Source organism: Sodaliphilus pleomorphus, from assembly GCF_009676955.1.
GTDB classification, from domain to species: Bacteria; Bacteroidota; Bacteroidia; order Bacteroidales; family Muribaculaceae; genus Sodaliphilus; species Sodaliphilus pleomorphus.
Genome location: NZ_CP045696.1, coordinates 2,698,740 through 2,716,912 on the forward strand (window position 1 = coordinate 2,698,740; position 18,173 = coordinate 2,716,912).

Here is an 18,173-nt window from a genome sequence, read left to right on the forward strand (position 1 = left end):
ACAGAACAGACGAAGGTTGTTGTCATAGCCACTTCTTGTACTTTTTCTTTTGTAGCATTTTTAGTTTCACCGGCTGATGCTTCTTTACCAAGGCATGATGCTCGGCATGGCTATGAGTCTTTTCTCTCTTTTTAGCTTGACGGCAGTCGAGTACAGCCAACGAGTAGTCGTCATGAGCCAACAGCCCCGACTCTTCCAAACTGCTCATGAGCCGAATGAAACTCTTTTGCTCTCGGGCGGCATACAACAGTCTTGTAAGGCACTTCTCGAAATCTTTAGTTTCTTCCTCCGCCACTTTTATGTAGTTGCTGTTCTTTGTCCTGGTTGCGATGGCTTCGTCGATTTCATCCTCGTACCGTTCCCTATGCCACAATTCATACCTCATCAGAATATAATGTGACAAGGCATCGGTGGCGACAAATATCACCTCTTCCCCCGTTAACTGGAACTGTCCCGCATTGAAGCCCTCTGCTTTGAGTGCTGCGTTGCTTCCTATCAGATAGGGCGCATCGTCAAAAGACGAGAGTCTGATGTTGGAATATTTCAGCTCATGGTTGTGGAAGTCGTAGCAGAACACGACGCTGTCGCCGTAGGTCATCCATTCTGCCGTCTTGCCGTCTTGTAACCACACAGCGGCAAGGGTGGCGAAGGAGCCCTCGTCGTAGAACTTGTTGAGGAAAAGTGCACCTTGCTGTTTGGCTTTCTTTTCACAGTCCTTGTAATAGGGTTCCCAAATGCCGTCCACCCATGCGTCCAACTGTTGGAAGTCTCGCAGGGCACTTACCGGCAATTGCTTCAGCAGATATTTTGACCACAACTCGGCAAACACTCCGCCACCTCCGGCACCGTCCGACACGGCAGCCATGCCTTTCTTTGCGAGTGCCGCATCCTCATTGATGACACGGCTTTCCCGCTTCGGTATGGATTGAGAATAGTACTTCATTTGTTTTGGCTGATATTGGTGGGGGTACCGATATCCATCAGTTGGATAAGGGTAGACATATCCGCATTCACGGCCATGGCGACATGCCGTTTGTTACCTTCATCCCCTCTGATATCTGATATGGGCTCGTTGTATCGTGTGGGCAACAGACTCGACATCTCATAGAGCGTCTGGCCGTAGGAGCTGCTCTCCACTTCCGACTTGTCAACCGGGAACACCACACGGTCTTGATCGTTTGGAACAATATGAATGTTGAAGAGCAGCACGTTGCCGTCGTTGGTGAACATCGATTTCAGCTCGTTGGAGAGCTGCAACATGTTCTCCTTTGTCGTGCCATTAAACTGTCCGTCGGTGATGTTGATGATGGTCGGTGGATAGCAGTCCTTGTCGTGGTGCTGCTCCATCCATTTCTCCAAGAGTTCCTTGGCCTTGTTGAACGCCTTGTGCATGTGCGTCCAACTCCCGTTATCATTTGCGTCTATCCATTCCACGCTCTCCACTTCCTTGGTCACTATGCCTCGTCTTGTCCTGACTTCCTTTCGCGTGGTGATGGTCTTGAAAGGATGCTCCTTCAGTTCCTGCGGCGACACGAAGTCGCGGCCCTCCAGTTCGCCCTGCCATCCGCTGTAGGCATCAGAGCCATAGCCGATGACAGCGATGTCATAGTAATGGCGCACCTCGTTGGTCTTGATGCATCGCAACACGAGCTCGTTGATTTGATGGTTGACGATTCGTGCCACTGCCTCCGACATCGGCATCTGCTCACCGTTGTAGGTTGTCGTCCGTCTCATGGAACATGACTGGTCGATGAGGAAGAGGAAGGCTGTAGGCGTGGCGCGGGTGATTTGCGCCGTGTAGGCATCCTTGGATTGCAGCACCTTAGGCTGGCTGGGGATGGGAATGCCGAAATTGCCGATGTTGGTGATGTATTTCAGGGGAATGAAATGGTTGACCATCACCTCCGCCTGGAAGAAGGGCTGCTCGCTCTCATCAAGGTCGAAATGGGTGCGTGCCGTGACGGCATTGAAGTGTATCTTCTTGAAGTCGGCAAGTGTGCCACCCTTCTGTGCTCCGTTGCGTGTGGCGTTGCGGTCGGCAAAGAGCGTGTCGTCCCAGTAAATGATTTCGGGGTCTATCTCCAGAACCACCGGGTTGGAAATCCTGCCGTCGTTCATGGCTACGTACATCATCGGGTGCTGTCGTGTGAAACTCACACGCACATAGTGCTGCAAGCCGTCCCTTCTGTCGAGACTTCGCGAGATGTCGCCTCCGCCCTGCTTGGGTATCTTGATGCCCTTCTCGTCGCAATCGGCCCAGGAATAGAGACCGCCGTTTTTGATGATAGACTCCAAGTTGTCACGGTCGGTGAAATGGTAGAGCCGTGTGATATGGTGCTGGTCCAGTATTTCCTTGAAGTCGTTCCAGTTGCTTCTTTTGTTTTTGTCCATATTCAGTTGTCTTTAATCAAACAATGAGGGTTCTTTTAGAGTCGCTTTACCGCTGTCATTTTGTCTCGGGCCATAAGGGTAAGTGCCTTCCGCATACGCCTTGATGAGCGATGCATGGGAGAGGGGTTCGCGACCGTTGTCCACATCGGCGTTGGTGTCGTAGTCGAGCAGTACGATGGTCTTTGTCTTGCTCACCTCGCGCAGCCGGTCGATGATGTCTTTGACCTTGTTCTCCAACACCCACCGATAAGTGGGTATGTATATCTGTTTCCGAGCCTCTATATAGCCCAGCAACTCTGTGCCGTTCACGCCCTTTCTGTGGCCCAACGGCTTGCCGTATTTTCTGACGGTTCGCTTCAGTCCCCGCATGGTGTCGTTGGTGAAGAGCGATGTGTCTACGTCGCAGCCTTCAAACACTTTCAGTCCCTGCCAGACGGCCTCCACGCATGTGGCGGTGTAGCCCGGACTGAACGGCACGGGGATGCCATAGTGGGGATAGAACGGACTCAGTTTTACCAGTCCGTCCTTTGCCTTACTGGTCACGTCCGCCAAGATGGCATTGGGATATTTTTTGAGAAGAGTCTCAGTCTTCTTTCGTTTTGTTTCGATGATTATCATGTTAGTCGTTGAATTTGATTTTTGAAGAATAGCGTCGCAAATTGAATTTCAGCCTGTCGTATGTTTTGCGAGAGATTATGACGGACTGCAAGGATGAGCAATCAGCAAACGTAAGGTCGCCAATGCTCGTCACTGAGTCGGGGATGGTGACGGACTGCAAGGACGAGCAACAACTAAATGCATCGTTTCCAATGCTCGTCACTGAGTCGGGGATGGTGACGGACTGCAAGGATGAGCAACCCCGAAACGCCCAGTCACCAATGCTGGTCACGGAGTCGGGGATGGTGACGGACTGCAAGGATTCGCAACCCAAAAACGTACTGCCGCCAATGCTGGTCACGGAGTCGGGGATGATGACGGACTGCAAGGAATCGCAATCCGAAAACGCACTGTCGCCAATGCTGGTCACGGAGTCGGGGATGGTGACGAACTGCAAGGATGAGCAATGAGCAAACGTAAGGCCGCCAATGCAGGTCACGGAGTCGGGGATGGTGACGGACTGCAAGGATGAGCAACCAAAAAACGCACTGTCGCCAATGCTGGTCACAGAGTCAGGGATGGTGACGGACTGCAAGGAATCGCAATTCGAAAACGCACTGTAGCCAATGCTGGTCACGGAGTCGAGGATGGTGACGGACTGCAAGGATGAGCAACCATAAAACGCATTGTCGCCAATGCAGGTCACGGAGTCGGGGATGATAAAATTTTCTCCCTTTGATAAATAAGAAATCAGTTTTCGTTTGTCAGAAGTATACAGATTGCCCTCATATATAGTAAAATGATTGGAATGATTGATAACTCTTGCCGTACAAGCTGGAAATGGATTCCCTTTGATATTTATTATAGAGTCGGGGATGGTGACGGACTGCAAGGATGAGCAATCAGCAAACGTAAGGTCGCCAATGCTGGTCACGGAGTCGGGGATGGTGACGGACTGCAAGGATCTGCAACCCCAAAACGCACCATCGCCAATGCTGGTCACGGAGTCGGGGATGGTGACGAACTGCAAGGATGAGCAATGAGCAAACGTAAGGCCGCCAATGCTGGTCACGGAGTCGGGGATGGTGATAGACTGCAAAGAAGGATGAGAGGAAAAGTTTCCAGCAAACGCTTTATCGCAAATACACCTTGTTCCTTGCCTAATCGTATAATTCTTTAAGCCTCTATCTGTGCTTTCTAATAGCTTCTTCCCATCCTTCGAATATTTAACGCCAAACTCATCAGTCCATGCGTCCTTCTTATCTTCTTCCGTCACTTCCGTGCTGATAATTTCAATCTCCGGTTCCTTCGGTCGCTCCAGCGACAGCAGGCGGAAGGATACATTCGACAAATCGGATTGAGTAAGGGCAATGATGAACAGTCCCACAAGCGTGTTTATCTCTGGGCACTCAGACGGGAAGATGTCCTTTAAAAGCTGACAGTCATGAATGGCCCTATAGTCTTTTTCTGAGAAGAGAAGACGGTCGGCAGCGCCGTACTTCTCAAGCAAGGCAGGCTCTTCGGCGATCACCCTGAGAGAAAGCAGAATGGAGGCAAGTGAGAAGTCGTCAATATGCTCGTTGAAGGTTTCTTCCGTGCGTGCGGGGTGGCGGAAGTCCGGACTGCCCATCTCCCGCGCCTTCTGTCCCTTCATTGCCGGAACGAACATGCCGTCGTAATCAATCAGCACCAACGTACCGTCCTCTCTCACCATGATGTTGTCAGGCTTTAAGTCGCCGTGGGCAAACGGCTGCGGCATCAGCCACAGGGCGAGACGGCTGAACTGGTAGGCAAGCAGATGCAACTGATAGCTGTCGTGAAGATGCTGACGGATATACAGGTCGAGGTTGGTGCCCTCCACCCAGTCCATCAGCAGGACGGGGAACTCCTCGCCATCAGCATGGGCAGCGTCGACAAACAGCTCTTTGTCCAAATACTGAAACTTGGTGAGGAAACTCGAAGAGACATATTCCAGTTCCTCAGCTATCATCCGATAGTTTTCCGCACGGTTCGGCTGGTCTTTGAGAAAGCACTTCACGGCATAGAGCTTGTCTTCCTTCTCATCCCGCATTTTGAACACCACGGCAAAGTTACCGCTGGTCATCACGGGATTGCCATTGCCATCGGTCACAGGCCGGAGATTGCGCAGCTTCTCGAAGTTGTCCTCCGCATTTCTCACCGCCTCTACATATTCTGATATTAAAGGGTATGTCATGTATTATTTTTTTACAAGCTAAGCATTTTACAGACCCCCAACTCAAGCCCATGTTCTTTGAATAGTTGTCATGCCATTGGAAAATTTATAGAGAAAGCTTCTTTCGCTTTAGTTCTTCAACGAATATCATAAAATATAACTATATCTGGAAAAACTGTAGAGTCAAGAGGCAAGTGCAAAATTAGCTAATTTTTCCGAAGAACACAATTTTGGGAGTTGTAAAGCCTAATTTCTTCCTTGGTCTTTCGTTGATTTGATATTGTGCGCTATTGAGTTGTTCTTGAGTGACAGGTCTTGAAGTCAGTGCCTTTAGGGAAGTATTCTCTGAGCATCTTGTTTGCGTTTTCAATCGCGCCCTTTTGTCCTGAGCAGTAAGGACCAGCGAAATATACAGTGCATTCCAGGGCCTTGCAAATCTTAGCCATGACCGCCTTCTAAAATCATAAAAACGGAGCTGCCTTACGACATCCCCGTCTGTTTCCACGATTTCAGCATGGCGGATGAATCTATTGCTTGGTTGAGTCGCTCCTCGGCAGAGCTCGCCTCCTCTTCGATTCACGGGGCAAAGTCAACGCTTTCCATTGAATCTACAGTAATTAGCCTCCTCAATGTTGCGCTTCGTTTTGGAATCTACACGGGTTTATAATGCCCAACACGATATCATTGCAATTGCCAATTCTTAACTGGCAGGTGGCAGCTGCGGTGCTGTGGGGGATGATGTGTGTGTGGCTTAATTGCCTAAAAATCAATGATGTATAATTATGGTTGTAAATTTTTTGCACTTATCTTTTGGCACGACCGAAAAAAAACGTACCTTTGCACTTGGAAAGCTGCACGGCCAGCTCCCTCAGAATCCCCCAGGTCTTAACCGAAGCAAGGGTATGAGGTTGTAGCGGCGCGATGTGGCTTTCTTTTTTTTATGCCCTCACACAACCTGTTGATGCCATGGGGCCGTCTTGCCGGGTCATTTCTTTTTGTGCTCTCTTGCCTCGCCCACCAGTGCCTCGCAGAAGTTGCGTTGCATGAGGCGCGCATCGAGTACCGACATCTGCGTATTGAGCATCACGAAGGCCAAGTCGTGCCCGTTGCCGTCCTGGCAATAGCCTGCTATCGAACTTATGCCATAGGGGTGCGAGAGTGTGCCCGTCTTGCCATGTATCATGCCCTTGAGGCCCTCGCGGTCGTAGCCCTTGCCGCGCAGTGTGCCGTCGATACCCGATATCGACAACCCGGTGAGCAGCGACTTGTAGATGTCTTTGTGGCGGTAGCCATACTTGAGTATGGTGGCCAGTGCCACAGGCGACAGGTGGTTGTGAATGCACAGGCCGCAACCGTCGTGCACGACCAGCGAGGTGTCGGTCAGACCCAAGTCGTGCCTCATGAAGCGGCGCATGTATTCGACACCGGCGGTGGCAGGGGCTTGGCGCGGATTGCTGCGGTGCCCCATGGTGTAGAGCAGGGCTGTGGCCTGCGTGTTGGAGCTGTGCTTGAGCATGTGGTTGATGGCCATCTGTATGCCGCTCGAGTACCTGAAGCGATACACCGAGCCGCGGGGCACCTTGCCATATATCACTTGAGCGTCGTCGAAGTGGTAGCCTGCGTTGGCAAATTGAGCCTTCACCAGGTTTCGCACCTTGTCGGGACCCTTATAGAGCATGCCGTAGCGAGAGAAACTCAAGTCCCAGGGATACCAGTGTGCTTCGGCCTGCACCTTGTCCTTGAGCAGCAGGTCGAGCACCAGGCGGCCTTGCACGTGGTCGATGCCTTGCTGCTTGAGCGCGCTGGTGAAAAGTGCCAGGTTCTCGGGCTGAAGCTGTGGGTCGAGATCGGCCTTGAAGATGACGTCGCCCACCAGGGTGTCGTTTTTCATCTTTCCGTGTGTGTAGAGCGACGTGCTGTAGCGGTAGTTGCTGCCCAGCAAGTGCAGACCGGCCACCGTGGTGAGCAGCTTGGTGCACGAGGCCACCGGCAGCGATTGGCTTTCGTTCATGCCAAAGACGGGCTTGTCGGCCGTGAGATCATACACATATATCCCCAGTTGTCCCTGCACCCTGGGCTTGGCGGCAAACTCGGCGAGGCGGCTTTGCAAGGCCGTGTCGACGGGGATGTCGGGCTTGGTTGCTGCCGTTGTGACCGTTTTCTTGTTGTGGCTGCATCCAGCCATGACGATGAGTAGCAGTGTGGCAATGATGAGTAGTCGTTGAGTAGTCGTGTGCATTTTCTTTTTGCGTGTCCTGAAAAATTTTTCAAAGCTATCAAAAAAATAGCAATGGCACAACTTTGGCCTGCTTTTATAGGAAATATTCACAATTCCTGTCGAGGGGCGGATTCCAGAAGCAAGTGCAAAGTTACGCTATTTTTCTTTAATCATGTCTTTGGGCTTTCGAAATCCGTTTTTCTTTCTTGGCCTGTTGTTTAATTTTTCGATGATGCTCTTGACATATAGCCTTGAAATTCCCCTAAAGTCCGTCTTCTTCGGAATATATTGCCTGATGAGCCCGTTCATGTTCTCGATAGCTCCCTTCTCCCACGAGCAGTACGGATGTGCGAAGTAAACTTTCGTGTTAAGTTCCCTCGCAATGATTTCGTGTGCGGCAAACTCCGGCCCGTTGTCTGTCGTTATCGACCTTACAGGCAACCCGCTCTCCCGTATGAGTCTCACCACGGCATATGCCAGTGGAACGGCCTGCTTTCCCGTATCGAGTTTCTCCATGAGCATAAAGCAGCTCCTCCTCTCAACCAGAGTAACGATGGCACCTTTGCCTTCCTTTCCTACGATGGTGTCCATCTCCCAGTCTCCTATGGTCTGTCCATAGTCCGTTTCCGGTCTTTCGTCAATGGAGAGGCGGTTGGGAATATGCGCCTTGGTGGTAAGCAAGGACTTTTGCCTTGGTCTGCCTCCATGCCTGAGGTGCTTTCGGATGTTGTCCCCGTAATGTGGGGAAAGGGCCGCTATCCAGTTGTATATGGTTGACTTGGACACCGTGATGCCCTCTTTCTTGCCAAGCCATCCGGCGACTTCCTCCGGCGACCACTGCTCCTTACGGATAAGTTCAAAAACACGGCTGCGTACATAGGGAGCGATACGGCGATTGCCAGGTGTCCTGGCCTTGCGTCGTTTGACTTTCAATACGGCCGTACGTGCGTCATAAACGCCTTTAGCATTAGAATTACGCCTTCGCTCACGAGAAACCGTGCTTACTGACACACCAATAGTCTCGGCTATGAAACTAAGTGAGAATTTCGTTTGGAGTAGCACACTTATTGTGTATCTTTGCTCCGAGGTTAATTGTTTATACATCACAATACAAAATTAATTAATCTTAGGGAGGGGAACGAAAGATCTCCTCTTTTTTTGTATTGCTTAAGTTATCCGCCAATGCTCTTTGGGGGCTTCGCGCCCCCAGCCGCAAGGCAAACCTCCGCGGTGTTTTTCATGTTTTAATGCACCGCAGAGTTTTGCACTTCTAATTGGAATTAGCAAGGCAAGGAGCTTTAGCATGGAGGAAGGCGCGCTTTGCCTTGTGTTGTGGCAAAGCACGCCTTTCTCGATGAGTTGTGTGGTTGCAAGCTGGTGTGGCAGGTGCTATTTTATTGTGTCGGTCGGCGCCGAAGCCGGCGCGCCGCTCTTGGCTATCTCCAGCGTCACCAGCCAGTAGGCCTCGCGGTCGTTGGCGGCCTTCACATAGTTGAGCTTGAGGGTTACCGTTGTCTTCTTGTCGTCGTATTTTGTCACCGCTTTCACGTCGGCCTCGCCTGGCTGAGCTTGGGCCACGGCATATTGCTGGTACTTGGCTGCCAGCATGCCCTTGAGCTCGTCGTAGAAGGCCTTGGCGCTCTTGCCGTTGTCGGGGTAGGCCGATTCGGGGAATGCCGACTCGCAGGAGATGCCTGTCACTACACCTTTCGGAAATTGCACGTGGGCTGTGGCAAAGGCCACATCGCCATAGGCCACCGGGCCGGTGACCTCACAGCTCACCTTGGGTGTTGCGTCGAAGTCGCAGCCGCTCTTGTCGAGCGAGTCGATGGCTGTGTTTTTGGCATCGCCCAGCCGCACGCCCAGCACGCTGGCGTCGATTTGATTGGTTTCTTTGTTCTCGTTGCTCTTGTTGCAGCTGGCGGCTCCGGCCACCAGAAGCATGATTGCAAAAATCAAAAGATATTTCTTCATTTTCTTTTTCGATTGGTTTTTATCAGCACAAAGTTAAATATTTTTTGTCTCATTTCATAGCCTTCGCTGTTGCATTGCCCCATTATTGCGGCACAATTTCGATTTCGGTCTTCTTTGGGCAGTCGCTATTGCCACAATTTTGCCTGTATTTGAGTTGGCTGAAGGTGGAGTTTAACATAGTGTGACTAATGACGCATAAAAGTCAAAAATGTTTTAACATTAAAGTTTAAAATTAACTTAACGTTGCTGCTCGTCTATAAAAAATGGCTATTCATATATTAGATTTGTATGCGTCATTTATTTGCTTTTACTTTGCTCTCAGAAAACAAAAAGAGTAATAAAGTTTTCTCATAAGCATAGGTTTATTTGTTTAGTTTATACATTATTTCGACTTTAAATCTTAATCGTGAACGACACTTAAACGCATTGAAGCCACTGGGCAGGATTGCTCGGTGGCTTTTTGTGTTGCAGCAGTAAGCCCGCAGGCATGCCTTGGGTTATATTCCCATGAGGTCGCGGTAGATGTCGAGGGCTGCTTTCATGTCGGCATCGTCGATGGTGTTGTTCACTTTCACGTTGCCGCAGCTGGCGAGCAAGCTGCAGTTTATCTCGCCATTCTGGCTTTTTTTGTCGTGATGCATGAGCTCGAGCAGTGTGTCGTAGTCGTCGCAGGTGATGTAGAAGGCGCCGTAATGGGCCTTTACATAGTGGGCGAGGCGGTGCAAGTCGGTCGAGGGGAAGTGCATCGTCATGTGCGAGAGCACGGCCTCGGCAACAAGCCCCCAGGCCACGGCATAGCCGTGAGGCACGGGCTTGCCCTTGTGCAGTGCCATGCTCTCAAGGGCGTGCCCCACGGTGTGCCCCAGGTTGAGTGCCCGTCTCAACCCTTGCTCGTGTGGGTCTTCTCTCACGATGCGCTCTTTCACGAGCACCGATGTCTTGAGCAGCTGGAGCAGGCGCTCGTAGTCGACATGTGCCAGGTCGAAGTCGAGCAGCGTCTCAAAGTCGTCGTGACTGCTGAGCATGCTGTGCTTCAGCATCTCGGCAAAGCCCGACTTGAGCTCGACCGCAGGCAGTGTTGTGAAAAATCGTGTGGTGATGATGACGTCGGTGGCTTCCACGAAGCAGCCTATTTCGTTTTTCAGTCCGTTGAAGTTGATGCCTGTCTTGCCGCCCACGGCTGCATCGACGGCGCTGAGCAGGGTGGTGGGGCAGTTTACAAAGGGGATGCCCCGCTTGTAGGTAGCGGCGGCAAAACCTCCCAAGTCGGTCACCACGCCTCCGCCCAGGTTCACGACGAGCGACTTGCGGGTCGCCCCCATTGCCTCCAGCTTTTTCCACACATCGACCAGCGTGTCGAGGTTCTTGTTGATGTCGCCGGGTCCTATGGCGATCACGCTGGCCTGTTTCAGGGCCTGGCACTCGATGAGCGGCAGCACTGCTTGGGCGGTGTTGGTGTCGACGACGACTGCCAGGCGGGAGAATTGCTTGGCGGCAAGTAGGTTGTCGAGAGTGTTGTCGATATCGTTGGTGAAAACTATGTTTTGACTCATAGATGCCTGCAAGTGAAATTTTTTTTCTTGAGCATGATGGCTTCCAGCTCAAGCCTGTTGCGTTGTCTTGAAGGCCTCGAGCAAAGCCGGCAGGGCGCTTGCAAGGGCATTCATGTCGGGATACACGATATCGGCCCCTGCCTTGTAGAGATCTTTCTCGGGGATGGGGCCAGTGGTTACCCCTATGGTGAAGCTGCCCGAAGCATGTCCCGATTGCACGCCCAGGGGAGCGTTTTCAATCACGATGCACTGGCACGGTTTGGCTCCGGCCTTGAGCTGAGCTTTCATGTAGGGCTCGGGACTGGGTTTGCCGTGCTTGGTGTCGGCGGCCGTGATGCGCTCTGGGGCGAAGAGGCCTGCATAGTCCCTGTCGATGCGCTCGAGCAGCAGGGGCTCGCCGCTGCCGGTCACAAGCACGTTTTTGATGCCGGCATCCCTCAGTGTCGAGAGCACTTGTGTGGTCCCGGGCATCATGGCGGGCTCGCCCAGCTCCTTGAAGTAGCGGCTTTTCACCTTGTACAGCTCGCGTGCCTCGTCGTCGGTGATGTTTTTGCCTGAGCCGCGTTTAAATAAGAGTTTGATGATCTCGGCGCCAGTCATTCCCTCATAGAGGTAGAACTCGTCGCGTGTGCACTTCACGCCGTTTTTCTTCATGAGCTTTACCCAGGCGCGTGTGTGATTCTTCATCGAGTCGTAGAGCACACCGTCGCAGTCTACAAGGGCTACCTTGATTTCTGCCTGCTTGTTGCCTGTTGATTTGAGATAATTGGCGATTGCGTTTTTTTCAGTCATAATAAAAAACTATATGTGATGATTTTGTTTTATGTGTAAGTGTGGAGTGATGTCACTGTTGCTGCTTGGTCGATTCATCTCACGGTCACGTGGAAGCACCCTTGCCGGGTCTCAAAGATGGCATAGCACTTGCCGCGGGCCCTGAAGTCGTAGATGATTTCGGCGAGTATGTTTTTCAGACTTTCCTGCGAGATTTGGTAGCTGGGGTCCATGCAGTCAAATTTTGACCAGCTGATGTCGAATGTCGTGCCATAGCGGTGGCATGATTGCGAGGTGGCGTTGCGGTTGCGTTGCTGCAACTGGGCCACCGAGTAGTCGGTGCGCAGCATGCTGGTCACCCTCAGACGATAGGCCTTGCCACCGCGTGCCACAATGGTGTCGGCGAAGGCTGTGGCTATCTGCTTGAGCAGGTTGGCAGCCTTGGGCACCAGGTAGGGGGCCGAGTCTTTCATCGTGGCCACATAGTAGAGCTTGCAGGTGTTCAGTTTCACGAGGGGGCGCTTCAAGTAAAAGGCCGAGCGCAAGTCGACGATGGGGTCGATGCCATTGGCAACAGCAGCGCGCAGTTGCGTGTGGTTGCTGTCGTTGAAAATGTCCTTTAACCGCCCGTCGACGATTCGGCTCTTCATCTCGTGCACCGGGCCGCCTTTGGGCAGCTTGGGGGCTGCGGCAGTGTCGAGCGGGGTGTCGTCGCTGAGCACGTATTTCACTTGCCCGTCGTTGTCGGAGTGGGTGCATGACGACACTGCGACGATGGCAGCGATGAGCATCAGCGATGTCAGCAAGAATTTCTGCATGACTTTGTCGATCAGTTAGTTTATTGACCCACCGTTTGCACGTAGAGTATCACTTGCTTGTCGTTGAGTTTCATGACCTTGGCCAGGCCCTCGCGGTCGCAGCCATAGCGCAGCACGGTCTTGAGGCCGGCCTGCGCGCAGTACAAGTAGATGTTTTGTGAGGCTGCCCCGGCAGCATAGTTCATAAACTCGGGCTTGTCGGTCTTGTTGCCGTCGCCCACAATCACGATGTTGACGGGGGCTGTGGCGGCAAAGCCTTGCTTGGCGGCCAGTGTGCGGTAGTCGCCGGTGGCCACTGTGGTGAGTGTGTTGCTTGCAGCGTCGTATTTTCCTATCTCGGTGGCAGTGACCACATAGAAGTCGAGCTCTTGGCGGTTCATCGCTGTGGCAATGGTGCGTTTGCCGTCGTGGGTGATGCCCCATGCGGCCCACAGCATGTTGCTCAAGTCTTGCCTCGACACGGCCTTGTCGGGAGCAATGTCGCGCTGGCTCTTGCGTGCTTTCATGACTTCCATGAGTGGCATGCCGCCAGCGACTTGCGGCTTGGGCAGCACTTGGGCTTCGCTCGTGGGGCTGCATGCGGCCAGTAGCGTTGCGGCCAGTAGAAGCTTGTAGATTTTCATAACTTTGCTTTGTAACTTTTTGTCTTACAAAAATACAATGTTTTGGCTTATTTTCCCATCGTGTTAAACTATTTTAAGTAAATGGCTGCGCTTTTTGCCTGCCTTTTCAATTGCAGCTGGTGGTGCCCCCTTGGGCTTGGCAGCCGTGCTGCCGGCTGGCCCTGGAACGCCCACAACGGAGCAGCTGCCGAAAAATTGCCCGAAATGTTGGAATTTCGAAATTTTTTTTATACCTTTGTTGTTGCTATGAAGAAGTTGTTGATACTATTGGTAGTGTGTGCCGCTGTAGGGGTGGCATCGCAGGCTTGGGCAGTGCCCGAGCCAGTGCCTGCCGTTGAAAATGTTGCGGGGGTGCCATCGGTCAAGGGTGGCGACGGCCGCATCTATTTCTATGCTGGCAGCAGCGATGCTGTGTTCAGTGTCTATTCTATCACTGGCCAGCTTGTGAGAACGGTGAAGGTGAATGCCGACACCCATGCCACAATCGACATTTCCAAGGGCTTCTACATCGTGCGCTACTACAACGTGTGGTCGCGCAAGGTGGTCGTTAAGTGAGCACCACCATGCTATAGTTATGATTCTCGCCGAGTTGTTCCCTTATGCTCATGCGGTATTTGTCGTTTTCACGATAATTTACGTCTTGACCATATTGAGCACAATAGCCGTTGTCATCTCTGAAAACCGCAACCCTGTGAAATCGCTGGCGTGGGTTACCGTGCTCATGCTGCTCCCCATACTGGGCCTTTTCCTCTATTTGTTTTTTGGCCGCAGCCTCAAGAGCGTGGTCATCATCTCTCGCAAAAATCGCCTGCGCTTGCGCAGCCAGGAGAAACTCGACACCATCGACCCCAGCCAACTCAGCCTGAGCGACAGCAGCAAGCAGATCATACGCCTGGTCAACTCCATCGCCGAGCCTCATTTTTTCCCGGGCAATCATGCCGACATTTTCACCGAGGGCAAGCAAAAGTATGACGCACTCAAGCGCGATTTGCTCTCGGCCAAGCAATACATCAATCTGCAATATTTCATCTTCTCGGCCGACGAGATAGGTCAGGAAATTGCCAATATTCTCATCCAGAAAGCGCACGAAGGCGTGAAAGTGCGGGTCATCTACGACCATGTGGGCTCCTGGAGCATTGCCTCTGCTTTTTTCAAGCACCTGCGCAAGGAAGGGGTCGAGGCCTATCCCTTCCTGCGGGTCACCTTCCCGCAGCTGGCCAATCGCTTGAACTGGCGCAACCACCGCAAGGTGGTGGTGATCGATGGCAGAGTGGGCTACATAGGCGGCATGAACGTGGCCGACCGCTATGTCACGGGCGAGCATGGCCGCCTGCCCTGGCGCGACACTCACCTCAGACTGGAGGGCGGCGTGGTCAAGGCCCTGCAATTCTCCTTTGCCGTCGACTGGAATTTCATGAAGCGCATGTTGCTCACGCAGCCCACGCAGAGCTATGTGGTGCACCCCGACGATGCCGACGGCATGCAGGTGCTCGACAGCGGGCCCACAGGCTTGTGGAACGGCATGTCGCTTGTCTTTCTCAAGGCCATATCGCTGGCCAAAAACTGCATCTACATCCAGACGCCTTATTTCCTGCCCAACGACGGACAGCTCAAGGCCCTGCAGACGGCAGCCCTCGCGGGTGTCGACGTGCGCATCATGATACCTCGCACCCCCGACAGCAAGGTGTTGCGTTACAGCTCGTTCTCCTATGTGAAAGAATGCCTGCAAGCAGGCATCAAGATTTATTTTTACAACAACCGCATGTTGCACGCCAAGTGCGTGATCGTCGACGACGAGTTTGTGACCACGGGGTCGACCAACTTCGACTACCGCAGTTTTGAGCACAACTTTGAGTGCAATGTGCTCGTCTACAGCAAGCCGTTCAATGCACGCATGAAGAAGATTTTCCTTCACGATGCCAAGTCGAGCTGCACGCGCATCATCATGTCGCACTGGAAGCGCCGCAAGTGGAGCCAGAAGGCCCTCGAGTCGCTCTCGCGGCTGCTCGGCCCCATTTTGTGAACATTCATTCTGCAATCATGATAACATTTCCCAACGCCAAGATCAACTTAGGTCTCAACATTGTTGCCCGTCGCCCCGACGGTTACCACGACATCGAGACGGTGTTCTACCCGGTGCCCTTGTGCGACGCTCTCGAGATTGTGCCGGCCAAGGGGGAGTGCACCACGCTCACGTGCTATGGCAACAAGGTGGATTGCCCGCCCGAGAGCAATCTTGTGATGAAGGCCTGCCGCCTCATGCAGCAGCATTGCAGCGAGGTGGGCCCGGTCGACATCTATCTGTACAAGCACATCCCCGACGGGGCAGGCTTGGGCGGCGGCTCAAGCGATGCCGCCCATGTGCTCTTGATGCTCAACGCCATGTTTGCGCTTGGGTTGAGCAAGCAAGAACTGGCCTGCATGGCCGCTGCCTTGGGGGCCGATTGTGCCTTTTTCATCTACAACCATCCCCTCATGGCCACAGGCATAGGCAATGTGTTCTCTCCAGCCCAGGTCAATCTCAAGGGCATGACGCTGTTGCTGGTGAAACCCGAGGTCTCGGTGTCGACTCGAGAGGCCTATGCGCGGGTCACGCCCGCACCTGCGCCCGAGGCGCTTGCCACGATATTGAGCTTGCCAGTGTCGCAGTGGTGCAACCGGTTGAAAAACGACTTTGAACCCAGTGTATATGCCCAGTACCCGTCGTTGCGCAGCATCAAGTCGGCAATTGAGCAGGCCGGAGCGTTGTATAGCTGCATGAGCGGCAGTGGCTCGTCGATATTTGGCATTTTTGATAGTGCCATAATGGCAGAGCAAGCCGCCCGACAATTTGCCAATATAGCACATTTTGTCATTACGCTGCAAGCTTGATTGCGCCACATGCGGCCATGAGTGCGTGCCTGCGGCCTGCCTGCCTGCCGCGCCTGCGCCCTGTGCGACAGGCCGTGCAATTGCCCCGTGCTGGGCGCCCTTGCCACGAGCCTGGTGCCGCGGCGTGTGGCAGCATTGCCGCCGTCTCGGTGCCGGTGTGCAATGCGTGTTTTGCCGTTGAGGAAGACGTTGGCGCGGTTTTTGATAAAAAACCAGCGGTTACTGGTTTAAATAATGAAATAAAAAATTTTACACAATATGAGCAAGAAAGAACAAAAACAACAGGAAACTGCCAAGGCCGACGACAAGCAGTTGCATGCCGAGGCTCAGGATGCCCAGGCCAGCACTGCCGGCACCGAGGCTGCCGACAAGCAACAGCCTGCCGAAGGCGGCGATGAGAAAAAACAAGAAACTCCTGAGGAGAAAATCAAGCGCCTGGAGGAAGAGTTGGACCATGAGAAAAAAGAATACCTTTTCCTCATGGCCGAGTTTGACAACTACCGCAAGCGCACACTCAAGGAAAAGGGCGACCTCATCAGAAACGGAGGAGAGAAAGTCCTGGCCGAATTGCTCCCGGTGATCGACGACTTTGAACGTGCTATCGATGCAATCGACAAGACAAGCGACATCGACAGTCTGAAAGAGGGCGTCAACTTGATTTACAACAAGTTTGTAAAATACCTCGAGAAACAGCAAGTGAAGCCCATGGAGTCGACAGGAAAGGACTTCGACAGCGACATTCACGAGGCTGTGACCACCTTCCCCGCTCAAGACGAGAGCCAGAAGGGCAAGGTCATCGATACTGTGCTCAAGGGTTATACAATCAACGATAAAGTACTGCGTCACGCCAAGGTGGTTGTGGGTCAATAATATTGTGTTTTTAGCATTATGGCAGAGAAAAGAGATTATTATGAAGTTTTAGGTGTCGATCGCAATGTCACGGCCGATGAGCTCAAGAAAGCCTACCGCAAGATGGCTATCAAGTATCATCCCGACCGTCAGCAGGGCAAGACCGATGCCGAGAAGAAAGCTGCCGAGGAGAAGTTTAAGGAGGCAGCCGAGGCCTACGACGTGCTGTCCAATCCCGAGAAGCGGGCCCGCTATGACAAGTATGGCTTTGCAGGCGAGCAGGGAGCCGGCGGCTTCAGTGGTCAAGGCATGTCGATGGACGACATCTTCTCGCAATTTGGCGACATCTTTGGCGGCGGTGGCTTTGGCGACTTCTTTGGCGGCTTTGGCGGCGGCTCGCGCCACAGTGGCGGCGGGCGTCGCGTGCAACGTGGCACCGACTTGCGTGTGCGTGTGCGTGTCACGCTCAACGATGTGGCCCACGGTGTTGAGAAAAAACTGAAAATTCCGCGCATGGTGTCGTGCGAAGCATGCCACGGCACTGGCGCCAAAAACGGCACTGCGCTGCACACCTGCCCCACATGCGGCGGCTCGGGCGTGGAAGTGCGCGTGCAACGCACCATACTGGGACAGATGCAGACACAGAGCACCTGTCACACTTGTAACGGCAGCGGAAAGGTCATTCAGGAGCGCTGCCCCGAGTGCGGCGGTACCGGCTTGGTGCGCAAGGAGGACATCGTTACGGTCAACATCCCGGCCGGAGTGGGCGAGGGCATGACCCTCAAAATGAGCGGCAAGGGCAATGAGGCTCCTGGCGGAGGCATCCCCGGCGACCTGCTCATCGTGATTGAAGAAGTGAGCGATCCGCAGCTGCAACGCGATGGTAACGACTTGATCTACAACTTGATGCTCGACTTCCCAACGGCAGTGTTTGGCGGCAAGGTCGACGTGCCCACCATCAATGGCCACGCCCGTGTCACCATCCAGCCTGGCACTCAGCCTGGCAAGGTGCTGCGCTTGAGGGGCAAGGGGCTGCCTTCGCCCGACAGCTATGGCACAGGCGACGAGCTCATCAATGTCATGGTCTATGTGCCCGAGAACCTGTCCAGCACCGAGAAAAAGGCCATCGAGTCGCTCAAGGACTCGCCCAACGTGAAGCCCAGCGAGTCGACCAAGACCCGCATCTTCAGCCGTCTACGTCACATCTTCGACAACTAAATATTGTCGGTCAGTATATAAATTGCGATATTTTCACTAATTTTGCGCGCGAAAGTATCGCAATTTTTTTTTTTTTGCGCTCCTGTCGGTATATTA

General features: G+C 53.1%; 16 protein-coding genes. 5 read left to right on the forward strand and 11 right to left on the reverse strand.

Annotation, left to right across the window (positions count from 1 at the left end; translation table 11 throughout):
- Positions 1-22 precede the first annotated feature (22 nt).
- The 11 genes from GF423_RS11140 to GF423_RS11190 form a co-directional block, all read right to left on the reverse strand.
- Complete coding sequence (locus tag GF423_RS11140) at positions 23-943, reverse strand: PP2C family serine/threonine-protein phosphatase (RefSeq protein ID WP_154328425.1); 921 nt, start codon at positions 941-943, stop codon at positions 23-25.
- Complete coding sequence (locus tag GF423_RS11145; RefSeq protein ID WP_154328426.1) at positions 940-2,391, reverse strand: DarT ssDNA thymidine ADP-ribosyltransferase family protein; 1,452 nt, start codon at positions 2,389-2,391, stop codon at positions 940-942. The genes GF423_RS11140 and GF423_RS11145 overlap by 4 nt, the downstream gene beginning before the upstream one ends.
- A gap of 12 nt (positions 2,392-2,403) precedes the next feature.
- Positions 2,404-3,009 carry a DUF6939 family protein gene (locus GF423_RS11150; protein ID WP_154328427.1) on the reverse strand — a complete coding sequence of 202 codons (606 nt, stop codon included), beginning with the start codon at positions 3,007-3,009 and terminating at the stop codon, positions 2,404-2,406.
- A gap of 1 nt (position 3,010) precedes the next feature.
- On the reverse strand, positions 3,011-5,203 hold the full coding sequence (locus GF423_RS11155; protein WP_154328428.1) for a leucine-rich repeat protein: 2,193 nt from the start codon (positions 5,201-5,203) through the stop codon (positions 3,011-3,013).
- Between the two features lie 964 nt (positions 5,204-6,167).
- On the reverse strand, positions 6,168-7,421 hold the full coding sequence (locus GF423_RS11160; RefSeq protein WP_154328429.1) for a D-alanyl-D-alanine carboxypeptidase: 1,254 nt from the start codon (positions 7,419-7,421) through the stop codon (positions 6,168-6,170).
- Positions 7,422-7,556: 135 nt separating this feature from the next.
- A complete protein-coding gene (locus GF423_RS11165; RefSeq protein WP_154326857.1) occupies positions 7,557-8,504 on the reverse strand; it encodes an IS30 family transposase in 948 nt (315 codons plus the stop codon).
- A 285-nt stretch (positions 8,505-8,789) separates the two neighbouring features.
- Entirely contained in the window at positions 8,790-9,374 is a 585-nt protein-coding gene (locus GF423_RS11170; RefSeq protein WP_154328430.1) for a hypothetical protein, read from the reverse strand.
- 497 nt (positions 9,375-9,871) lie between these two features.
- Entirely contained in the window at positions 9,872-10,927 is a 1,056-nt protein-coding gene (gene aroB, locus GF423_RS11175; RefSeq protein ID WP_154328431.1) for a 3-dehydroquinate synthase, read from the reverse strand.
- A gap of 48 nt (positions 10,928-10,975) precedes the next feature.
- A complete protein-coding gene (locus tag GF423_RS11180; protein WP_154328432.1) occupies positions 10,976-11,719 on the reverse strand; it encodes an inorganic diphosphatase in 744 nt (247 codons plus the stop codon).
- 74 nt (positions 11,720-11,793) lie between these two features.
- Positions 11,794-12,516: a DUF5715 family protein gene (locus GF423_RS11185; RefSeq protein ID WP_154328433.1), complete on the reverse strand. Its 723-nt coding sequence runs from the start codon at positions 12,514-12,516 to the stop codon at positions 11,794-11,796.
- A gap of 20 nt (positions 12,517-12,536) precedes the next feature.
- Complete coding sequence (locus tag GF423_RS11190; RefSeq protein ID WP_154328434.1) at positions 12,537-13,139, reverse strand: nitroreductase family protein; 603 nt, start codon at positions 13,137-13,139, stop codon at positions 12,537-12,539.
- A 246-nt stretch (positions 13,140-13,385) separates the two neighbouring features.
- Here GF423_RS11190 and GF423_RS11195 point away from each other — a divergent pair, with 246 nt between their 5' ends.
- The 5 genes from GF423_RS11195 (at position 13,386) to dnaJ (ending at position 18,077) form a co-directional block, all read left to right on the forward strand.
- Positions 13,386-13,694 (forward strand): T9SS type A sorting domain-containing protein, encoded by a 309-nt coding sequence (locus tag GF423_RS11195; protein ID WP_206113237.1) that lies wholly within the window; start codon positions 13,386-13,388, stop codon positions 13,692-13,694.
- A 19-nt stretch (positions 13,695-13,713) separates the two neighbouring features.
- Positions 13,714-15,162, forward strand: a complete 1,449-nt coding sequence (cls, locus tag GF423_RS11200) for a cardiolipin synthase (RefSeq protein ID WP_154328436.1) — start codon at positions 13,714-13,716, stop codon at positions 15,160-15,162.
- Between the two features lie 17 nt (positions 15,163-15,179).
- Positions 15,180-16,010 carry a 4-(cytidine 5'-diphospho)-2-C-methyl-D-erythritol kinase gene (ispE, locus tag GF423_RS11205; protein ID WP_154328437.1) on the forward strand — a complete coding sequence of 277 codons (831 nt, stop codon included), beginning with the start codon at positions 15,180-15,182 and terminating at the stop codon, positions 16,008-16,010.
- Positions 16,011-16,268: 258 nt separating this feature from the next.
- A complete protein-coding gene (locus GF423_RS11210) occupies positions 16,269-16,880 on the forward strand; it encodes a nucleotide exchange factor GrpE (protein WP_154328438.1) in 612 nt (203 codons plus the stop codon).
- Positions 16,881-16,898: 18 nt separating this feature from the next.
- Positions 16,899-18,077, forward strand: coding sequence for a molecular chaperone DnaJ (gene dnaJ / locus GF423_RS11215; RefSeq protein ID WP_154328439.1), 1,179 nt, complete (start codon positions 16,899-16,901; stop codon positions 18,075-18,077).
- Positions 18,078-18,173 lie beyond the last annotated feature (96 nt).

Coding starts and splice junctions, on each gene's coding strand:
- cls (WP_154328436.1), top strand. CDS start 13,714: ATGATTCTCGCCGAGTTGTTCCCTTATGCTCATGCGGTATTTGTCGTT.
- GF423_RS11195 (WP_206113237.1), top strand. CDS start 13,386: ATGAAGAAGTTGTTGATACTATTGGTAGTGTGTGCCGCTGTAGGGGTG.
- GF423_RS11185 (WP_154328433.1), bottom strand. CDS start 12,516: ATGCAGAAATTCTTGCTGACATCGCTGATGCTCATCGCTGCCATCGTC.
- dnaJ (WP_154328439.1), top strand. CDS start 16,899: ATGGCAGAGAAAAGAGATTATTATGAAGTTTTAGGTGTCGATCGCAAT.
- GF423_RS11160 (WP_154328429.1), bottom strand. CDS start 7,421: ATGCACACGACTACTCAACGACTACTCATCATTGCCACACTGCTACTC.
- GF423_RS11190 (WP_154328434.1), bottom strand. CDS start 13,139: ATGAAAATCTACAAGCTTCTACTGGCCGCAACGCTACTGGCCGCATGC.
- aroB (WP_154328431.1), bottom strand. CDS start 10,927: ATGAGTCAAAACATAGTTTTCACCAACGATATCGACAACACTCTCGAC.
- GF423_RS11155 (WP_154328428.1), bottom strand. CDS start 5,203: ATGACATACCCTTTAATATCAGAATATGTAGAGGCGGTGAGAAATGCG.
- GF423_RS11150 (WP_154328427.1), bottom strand. CDS start 3,009: ATGATAATCATCGAAACAAAACGAAAGAAGACTGAGACTCTTCTCAAA.
- GF423_RS11170 (WP_154328430.1), bottom strand. CDS start 9,374: ATGAAGAAATATCTTTTGATTTTTGCAATCATGCTTCTGGTGGCCGGA.
- GF423_RS11180 (WP_154328432.1), bottom strand. CDS start 11,719: ATGACTGAAAAAAACGCAATCGCCAATTATCTCAAATCAACAGGCAAC.
- GF423_RS11165 (WP_154326857.1), bottom strand. CDS start 8,504: ATGTATAAACAATTAACCTCGGAGCAAAGATACACAATAAGTGTGCTA.
- ispE (WP_154328437.1), top strand. CDS start 15,180: ATGATAACATTTCCCAACGCCAAGATCAACTTAGGTCTCAACATTGTT.
- GF423_RS11140 (WP_154328425.1), bottom strand. CDS start 943: ATGAAGTACTATTCTCAATCCATACCGAAGCGGGAAAGCCGTGTCATC.
- GF423_RS11145 (WP_154328426.1), bottom strand. CDS start 2,391: ATGGACAAAAACAAAAGAAGCAACTGGAACGACTTCAAGGAAATACTG.
- GF423_RS11210 (WP_154328438.1), top strand. CDS start 16,269: ATGAGCAAGAAAGAACAAAAACAACAGGAAACTGCCAAGGCCGACGAC.